This window comes from Micropruina sp., assembly GCF_047606365.1.
Classification (GTDB): Bacteria; Actinomycetota; Actinomycetes; order Propionibacteriales; family Propionibacteriaceae; genus Micropruina.
Genome location: NZ_JASGEN010000159.1, coordinates 1 through 3,781 on the forward strand (window position 1 = coordinate 1; position 3,781 = coordinate 3,781).

At 70.6% G+C, this 3,781-nt stretch carries 4 protein-coding genes; 2 read left to right on the plus strand and 2 right to left on the minus strand.

The genetic code is table 11. The annotated features are described in order from the left end of the window. On the minus strand, window positions 1-197 hold a 197-nt coding region (locus QM624_RS17985; RefSeq protein ID WP_415094363.1), incomplete at its 3' end, for a hypothetical protein. Between the two features lie 278 nt (window positions 198-475). On the opposite strand from QM624_RS17985, the gene QM624_RS17990 reads away from it, so the two are divergent. Further along, a complete protein-coding gene (locus tag QM624_RS17990) occupies window positions 476-1,756 on the plus strand; it encodes a M18 family aminopeptidase (protein WP_415094365.1) in 1,281 nt (426 codons plus the stop codon). Window positions 1,757-1,858: 102 nt separating this feature from the next. On the opposite strand, the gene QM624_RS17995 is transcribed toward QM624_RS17990, so the two are convergent. Beyond that, window positions 1,859-2,989 (minus strand): helix-turn-helix transcriptional regulator, encoded by a 1,131-nt coding sequence (locus QM624_RS17995; protein ID WP_415094367.1) that lies wholly within the window; start codon window positions 2,987-2,989, stop codon window positions 1,859-1,861. 137 nt (window positions 2,990-3,126) lie between these two features. Between QM624_RS17995 and QM624_RS18000 the strand changes: the two genes are divergently transcribed. Further along, window positions 3,127-3,768, plus strand: a complete 642-nt coding sequence (locus QM624_RS18000; protein WP_415094369.1) for a Rid family hydrolase — start codon at window positions 3,127-3,129, stop codon at window positions 3,766-3,768. Window positions 3,769-3,781: the final 13 nt, after the last annotated feature.

Consider the following 3,781-nt stretch of genomic DNA (forward strand, 5'->3'; position numbering starts at 1 on the left):
CGGGCGTCGGCGGCCTCAGCGCGGGCGTCGGACGCCTCGCGCTTGGCCTCGGAGACTTCGGTGCGAGCGGCTGCGGCTGTCGCCTGTTGGCCCGCCTGGTCGGCCGATTGTCGGGCGACCGACACCGCCCGCGTGACGAGCCCGCCGAGCAAACCGCCCAGCGTCGCGGCGACCAGGGCCAGGACAACCATCTCCATGTCCCTGATCTTGCCGGGCCCCTCTGACAAAACTCGTGACCGACCCGGCGCCGGCGTCCAATCGGATCTCGACAAGCCTGATTACCGCGTCTGTCGGTCGAGCTTGTCGGGACCCCACAGCAGGATCGCGACAAGCTCGATCGGCGGTGGGGTGGGCTCGATCGGCGGTGGATGAGATCCCGGCGTGTGCCGGGATGACGAGTAGCGCCGGGATGACGGGGCGGTGCGGACTAGGCTGCCGACAGCCCCAATCCACACTTTGTAAGGAAGCCGTCCAGATGGATTCGTACCAGCCGGAAGCGGTGAAGTCGGCGCATATCGAGAGCCTGGCTGCCTTCGTCACGGCCAGCCCGTCCTCCTTCCATGCCGCCCGCCACACGGCTGACCTGCTGGTCGCCGCAGGCTTCGCCGAGGTGGACGAGACGCTGCCCTTCGATGCCCGGCCGGGTGGCTACGTGCTGGTGAGGGACGGCTCGGTGCTGGCCTGGCGCATCCCCGACAGCCTCGGTGCGCCGGCGTTCCGGATCGTCGGCGCGCACACCGATTCACCCGGTTTCGTGCTCAAGCCCCGGCCCACCTCGTCCTTCCTGGGCTGGCAACAGGCGGGCATGGAGGTCTACGGCGGTCCGCTGCCGAACTCCTGGCTGGACCGCGAGTTCGGCCTGGCCGGACGCCTCGTCGACACCGAGGGCGCGGTCACGCTGGTCACCACCGGGCCGTTGCTGCGCATTCCGCAGGTGGCGCCGCACCTGGACCGCAGCGTGCACGAGAAGCTGGTGCTCGACCGGCAGCAGCACCTGCACCCGGTCTTCGCGGTCGGTCGTCCCGACGCCGATCTGCTCGCCGAGGTCGCCGTGCTCGCCGGTCTCGATCCGGCGACGGTGATCGCCCATGACCTGCATGCCTTCGTCACCGAACCGCCCGGACGGATCGGCCTCGATGGCGAACTGTTCGCCTCACCCCGGCTGGATAACCTGGCCAGTGTGCACGCCGGGCTGACGGCCCTGGCGGCGGCGACTGATGCCGACGCGATCACCGTGCTGGCCTGCTTCGACCACGAGGAGGTCGGATCGGCGAGCGCCACCGGTGCCAGCGGCCCGCTGCTGGAGACCGTGCTCGGACGGCTCGCCGATGCGCTCGGCTGGGGTGTGCAGGAATCAGCGGCGGCTCGGGCCTGCTCGGTGCTGGTCTCCGCGGACGCCGGGCACGCCGTCCACCCGAGCTATCCGCAGCTGCACGACCCCGATCATCGGCCGTTGCCGAACGCGGGCCCGCTGATCAAGTTCAACGCCAACCAGCGCTACGCCACGGACGCCGTCGGCGAGGCCGTCTGGCGCCGGGCCTGCGCCGCAGCCGGCGTCCCGACCCAGGACTTCGTCTCGAACAACTCGGTGCCGTGCGGCTCGACCATCGGGCCGCTGTCGGCGACCCGGCTGGGCATTCGCACCGTCGATGTCGGCATCCCGCTGCTCAGCATGCATTCCGCGCGCGAGCTGTGCGGCGTCCGTGATCCTGGGTGGCTGGCTGAGGGCATGCGGGCCTTCTACGCAGGCGCCTGACTGTCTGCCGCGGGTTGAGCTTGTCGACGCTTCGCGGGTTGAGCTTGTCGAAACCCCCTTGTCAGCGCCCTTGAGTTCTCGACAAGCTCGACCAGCGGTGGTTTAAGACGTGAACCAACCGCCGGGGCCCACTCCGGTGCTCAACCGGGGTACGTACTGGTCGAAGTAGACCCGGGCGATCAACTCCCGGCGGCTGCGCACCGAGGCCTTCTCGAAGATCGACTTGAGATGGTCCTGCACCGTCCAGGCCGACAGGAACAGCTGGCCGCTGATCTCCTTCGTGTCCAGGCCCTGCAGCACCAGCGCGACGACGTCGCGCTCGCGAGCGGTGAGACCGAACGCGGCGACCACCAGGGGGACCACCTCGGGTGGCCGAGCCTCTTCGATGGTCACCACGACCTCGCCCTGGATGCCGTTGCGGGCGCTCAGCGGGGTGGCGTGCAGCACCAGCCACAGCCCGCTGCCGGTTCTCAGCCGGGCCCGCGGCGGACTCGGCCATTCGCCGCGCGCGTAGCGGCGTGCGGCACCGACCAGCGATCCGATCACCCCGGCTGAGGAGGTACCGGTGCCGCCCACCGCCACCTCGTCGAGCCAGCGACCGGCGCCGGAGTTGACCTGGACAATGGTGTCGTCCGCGCCGATGATCATCACCGCCGGCCCCTGCGGTGAATCCAGCGGCGCCGTCGATGCGAGCGAAGCCAGCAGGCCGGCCCGGACGCCGACGCCCATCACCGTGGTCAGCGACGCCAGGAAGGCGACCTCCTCGGCGTTGAACGGTCGATCGTCGGACGAGCGGAAGTATGCAGCCTCGCCCCAGAGATGGTCGCGGTCGTAGCACAGGGCACGCAGTTCGTCGCCGTAGCCGTAGGTCGGCTGGATCAGCTCGCGCAGCCGGGTGGACTCCTCGAGCCGCCCCGACGTGGTCTGGTGGACGCCGGCGGCCCGAAGCCCCGCGTCCGCCATCTCGGTGAACGTGGTGGTCTCGCGACCGCCGTACTCGATCAGTCCCCAGTCGTGGTCGCGGTCATCCTGACCACGGAGACTGCCGTACTTGCGGGTGCTGGTGAGCAGCCGCGTGGTGGGGTCGACGGTGCCGAAGCAGACCGCCTCGAAGGGGACGGCGCGGCGTAGCGACAGCAGCGCCTCGTTGAGGAACGTGTCGAGGTCGAGACCTCCGTGCGCCACCACCTCGATGTCGCGCCGAACCCGTTCGGCGAGCAGTCCACTCGGCATGGCAGCCATTGTGCGCCCTCACTGCGTGCGACGGAATCCCAGATCCCTGGGGGGAGCCGGGGACCCGGCCCTGCGGAGCCGCATGCTTCCGGTTGCCGGGGATGGTTCGTGTCAGTGCGGCCCGCGAGGGTTGAGCCATGGCAGAGATCACGATTCCGGTCCAGCGCCCGGTCGGGGCTGACGGGCTGCTGCTGCACGACGGCGACCACGTCGCCCAGTTGGTGCTGGCCGTGGAGAACCTGGAGCAGGTTCTGGCCGGCGCCGGGCTGACCCTGGCCGCGCTGACCGGGATCGAGATCCACACCACCGACCGTGGGCTGTTCGACGACGCCGCCGAGGTGCTGGCCCAGCGCCTGGCCGAGCACGGCGTCCGGCCCGAGATCGTCGTCCACGAGGTGCTCTGGCTGGGTCAGCCGGGCATGACAGTCGCGGTGGGGGCAACCGCCCGCTCCGCTGAACCACCGTCCCACAAGGAGGAACAATCAATGACCAGTGAGTTGACCGAGGAACTCCGGGCACCCCGCTCCGGCGCCGCCGAGGCGCTGCGCGGGCTGTGCGAGGGCCGCGTCTACCTGCCCGGCGACGAGGGCTACGACCGGGCCCGGACGCCGTGGGCGGTCCATGTCGACCAGCGCCCGGCGGCCGTCGCGGTTCCGCGTTCGGCTCAGGAGGTTGCCGAGGTGGTGCGGGCGGCGACAGCGGCCGGGCTGCGGATCGCGCCGCAGAGCAGCGGGCACGGCGCCGGCCCGTTCGCCCGCACCACCTCGGCAACCTCCTGAGCCGAACGCGGAA